Here is a 4189-nt window from a genome sequence, read left to right on the forward strand (position 1 = left end):
GGTTTGTCCTTGGTTCATATTAATGAATTAGGACACCCCCTGCCTAGGATTTTGGGGAAGCTCAACTAGAAATATGAAAAACAAAATTGAAAACGCATTGAGCAAGCTGGTAGGGAAAAATATGGTCGCATCAGGCTATGCAGGTTTACAGTGGTTTTTGTTTGGCGAGAAGAAGGTCGTTATAGCACACGATGGAAAGAAAAAAGAAAATGCTGAGTATTCATTGAATGTTTCTACATCTTGGAGGATTCGAGGAGCCAATGGAGTTGTTACAGGATCGCAGGACTACTTTCACCCACCAGGAGATATTAATGAAGATTTTGACTATGATAGTTTTAATCCGGTGGAAGAGGAGAATCGGACAGAAGCAGCACTAAAGGGCCTGTTTAATACTGGCGAGATGCATACCATAAATCGAATATCAGGAGATGAATGTGGTAGTCTTTTTATAAGTTTCGAGAGTGGTTATGTTTTAGAGGTCATCCCCATGGATTCAGTTGATCAAGAGCATTGGAGATTTTTTGCTTACGAATCTAGTGAAGCTCACTTTGTTATTACAGGGACTGGTGTTGAAGAGTAGAACAAGACGCTGCACCCAACCGCTGACCGCGGTTGAGCTCCGCTTACCATTTCCAACCCACCATCCGTAAACAATAAATCAAAGTGCATTCCCCCGTCAGCGGTGAGGTGTGCTTTACGTTATGCTAAATAAATCCAATGCACACTGAATACGAGAGTCCTCAACCGATAGATAAACCTACGGTGCTTCATGCCATTGAATCTAATAAAATCGAACTACTGAAGATGGTCTGCATTAATTTAGGGTTCCACTCTGATGACGCTGATTTTCTGCAAGAGATTTCTCAAACTCTATCTCAACATCCAAACACGACTGTAAGATCTAATGCTCTTCTTGGACTTGAGTATTCAGCTAGGTTTTTAGGTTCACTCGATCGGAACTTAGCTACCACGGTTTTATCTAGAGCTATTCTGGACAGTGACCCATACGTTAGATCAAGAGCAGAAGATGTTGTTGAGTCTATAAACTTATTGATGAACTGGAGTTTACCTACTTCACACTCATCAGGGTGCTCATAAATTGCCTTTGCATAACAAGACGCTGCACCCAACCGCTGACCGCGGTTGAGCTCCGCTCACCATTTCCAACCCTCAATCCGTAAACAATAAATCATAGTACACCCCCATCAGCGGTGCGGTGTGCTTTACGTTAGGCTAAATAATATGAGTCGTTGGCGCAGAAAAGCATCAGATTTCCTCCCTGAGCAACAAAGCTTAATCGCATCAAAGCTAGTCGATAGTCCGATGATGTTATGGGTTGAGTTACAGTGGGAATTTCGCAAATTATGCGAATTAGAACATCCTCCGATTGAACATTTATCCAGATTTTGGAATTACTGTGATTGGTGTCTTCTCAATAGTGACGATGACATTCGGACAGCAGCTGCTCTTGGCTTCTGCGAGCAGCTTTTGAGTTCAGATGCTATGGCTAAGATTTTACCAAAGATAATGAAGCGTAGTGATTTTCTCGATATTCGAAGCCTACTGGAATATCATAATACTCCAGAAGAAGTTGATCGTTGGCTTCTTGAACTATGGTAATGTACAACAAGTTGCCTAACAAGACGCCGCACCCAACTGATGACCAGCTGGAGAGTCCTACTTTCATGCCAATTTACACATCACATAAAACCTTAAGTTCACTGAGTGGTCATCAGTCGGTGTGCTATACGTTCGCCTAAATTGGCACGCTTTTCTCACTTGAATTAACTTTCAGAACATATAGAGTGTTCACGTGATTACGGAAGATCTCAAAACCAAGGTCAAGAACCTCTCCAACAAGGATAGGTCAGATCTCAGCACCTACATTACCAAGCTAAAGCTAGAAGAAGACGCTGATTTTTGGGCTACTATCCGTGAGAGAACTGAATCTTACGGACCTTCTACCACAGTCGATATCGAAGATTTATAGATCGTTCCTAGATGCCTTCAGAATATCGAGTTCTCCTTGATCTGGCTTGCCTATCCCAGATCCCAAAGACCGGTCGACGCAGAGATGAGATCATTCAGTTTTGTGCAGACCTTAAGCACACATTCCACTTGCATGGGGATTTCCAAGTTCGTGATCCACAGACATTTCGTGAATATGAGGTTTCTGAGTTCGAAGGTTACGTCATTACATGGTGGGTTGACGCTCCAGTGAAAAGAGTCGTTATCATAGACATACGTCGCACTCCAAAATAGCCCTTGGCGAACAAGACGCTGCACCCAACCGCTGACCGCGGTTGAGCTCCGCTCACCATTTCCAACCCTCAATCCGTAAACAATAAATCAGAGTACATTCCCGTCAGCGGTGCGGTGTGCTTTACGTTAGGCTTAAAAAGCTATGCCCATAAACATCCTAGAAGAATGTGAACCGAAAAATCGTAAGATTACACGTCTAGTACTTGATGATTGGGAACTTCCATCACAAGTCGAAGCTTTGCGATCATGGCTGAAGACCGAAGGTATGAATCTACCCAGATCGAACTACATAGCAGACATTGGATTTTGTGCTCGTCCTGATGCTTTAGGCGGAGGACCAGTCATTTGTACTGAACTGATGACGATGTTATTGAGTATAGGCATGGAGATATTTCTTTCTGAGTACCCACCAACTAAAGAAGACTAGTTTGCCTAACAAGACGCTGCACCCAACCGCTGACCGCGGTTGAGCTCCGCTCACCATTTCCAACCCTCAAACCGTAAACAATATATCTCAGTACATTCCCGTCAGCGGTGCGGTGTGCTTTACGTTAGGCTAAATAAAAACACTCACCTTTTGTAACAGCTTCTTGAGTGAAGAGTGTCACTATCCATTCATATGAACCCAATACTAGTAGTAAACGATGACATGACGATCCTCTCAGGTATTACATCTTACCTGAAGGAGAATAACTATTACCACATTGCTGCATCAAGCGGTGAACAAGCCCTAACTATGGCATCTGGCTATGATTTCCAGTTAGCTGTACTCGACCTCAAACTTGGAGACATGGATGGTGATGAACTATACGATAAGTTACTTGATGCTGAATCACACTACACCCTTCCAGTACTTGCTCTTATTGACTCCTTTGATGGAGAAGAGGTAGCGGTATTGAACAAGCTTGTAACTAAAGGCACAGTTACGCTACTTCCTAAGCCTCTTGATATGAGTAGATTTGCAGCTGTACTCGATCAGTACGGGGTTACTCCCAAAACTGCCCTTGCCTAACAAGACGCTGCACCCAACCGCTCACCGCGGTTGAGCTCCGCTTACACCATAGGCAATTCAACCTTAAATCATTAAGCACACCAATCTCATATAGTTCGCGGTTGGTGTGCTTTACGTTAGGCTAAAAATACACGTGCTTACACATGAAGGAAACATTCATCCCGGTCACTAAGGACGAAGATAACGAACAACCCATTCCTACAATCTGGCGTCCGTTGATTCACTCTATAGTAGATCGATTAGTTGATCACGACTATGGTATCTTAGGTGGTTTATCTGGTGTATTACCCGTCACAGAAGAGACATCAGATCAAATCAAAAGCTATATCGACGATTATGGCGAAGATCTGTCACGTTTACCCGAAAGGACTTGGGATTCATCTGTCTGTATATGGATGGAAACACACTGGGATATCCTAGTTGATCTATGGACTGAGGGCGAAGGAAGAAGTGATCTTGTTCTAGGAGCAAAGGTATTCGAGACGAATTCTCAGTACTCAATCGAAGTTGATATGGTCTACGTGCCATAAATATGAATAAACTTGCCTAACAAGACGCTGCACCCAACCGCTGACCGCGGTTGAGCTCCGCTCACCATTTCCAACCCTCTGTCCGTAAACAATAAATCTCAGTACATCCCCGTCAGCGGTGCGGTGTGCTTTACGTTCTACTTGATTACTCCCATTGCAGAGTGCTCAACAATCCGTTTTCAAGGCTCGATCCGTAAACTAAAAATCATATAGCATCCTACCATCAGATGTCTGATGTAGTTTACGTCCTACTAATTTAATATGCTCCGAAAGGCGACTGGTACAGCCATACGAGATCTTTAATCTTGTAGCAGCCAATCACGAATGGCACGGACTTAAGCGGTTTTTCGGTGTTTTAAAGTAGTCAGGAAAAGTCGGATAGGCT

At 43.5% G+C, this 4189-nt stretch carries 5 protein-coding genes; all 5 read left to right on the forward strand.

The features are described from left to right. Positions 1–73: 73 nt before the first annotated feature. The 5 genes from ACFSW8_RS03725 (at position 74) to ACFSW8_RS03745 (ending at position 3804) form a co-directional block, all read left to right on the forward strand. On the forward strand, positions 74–580 hold the full coding sequence (locus tag ACFSW8_RS03725; protein WP_377090690.1) for a hypothetical protein: 507 nt from the start codon (positions 74–76) through the stop codon (positions 578–580). 662 nt (positions 581–1242) lie between these two features. After that, positions 1243–1620, forward strand: coding sequence for a hypothetical protein (locus ACFSW8_RS03730; RefSeq protein WP_377177469.1), 378 nt, complete (start codon positions 1243–1245; stop codon positions 1618–1620). A 193-nt stretch (positions 1621–1813) separates the two neighbouring features. Then, the gene (locus tag ACFSW8_RS03735) at positions 1814–1990 is read left to right on the forward strand and encodes a hypothetical protein (protein WP_377090694.1); all 177 of its coding nucleotides are present in this window, start codon (positions 1814–1816) and stop codon (positions 1988–1990) included. Between the two features lie 891 nt (positions 1991–2881). Beyond that, positions 2882–3274 carry a response regulator gene (locus tag ACFSW8_RS03740; RefSeq protein WP_377090697.1) on the forward strand — a complete coding sequence of 131 codons (393 nt, stop codon included), beginning with the start codon at positions 2882–2884 and terminating at the stop codon, positions 3272–3274. Between the two features lie 143 nt (positions 3275–3417). Continuing rightward, complete coding sequence (locus ACFSW8_RS03745; protein WP_377177471.1) at positions 3418–3804, forward strand: DUF7668 domain-containing protein; 387 nt, start codon at positions 3418–3420, stop codon at positions 3802–3804. The last annotated feature ends 385 nt before the right edge of the window (positions 3805–4189 follow it).

This window comes from Rubritalea tangerina (genome assembly GCF_042683245.1).
GTDB classification, from domain to species: domain Bacteria; phylum Verrucomicrobiota; class Verrucomicrobiia; order Verrucomicrobiales; family Akkermansiaceae; genus Rubritalea; species Rubritalea tangerina.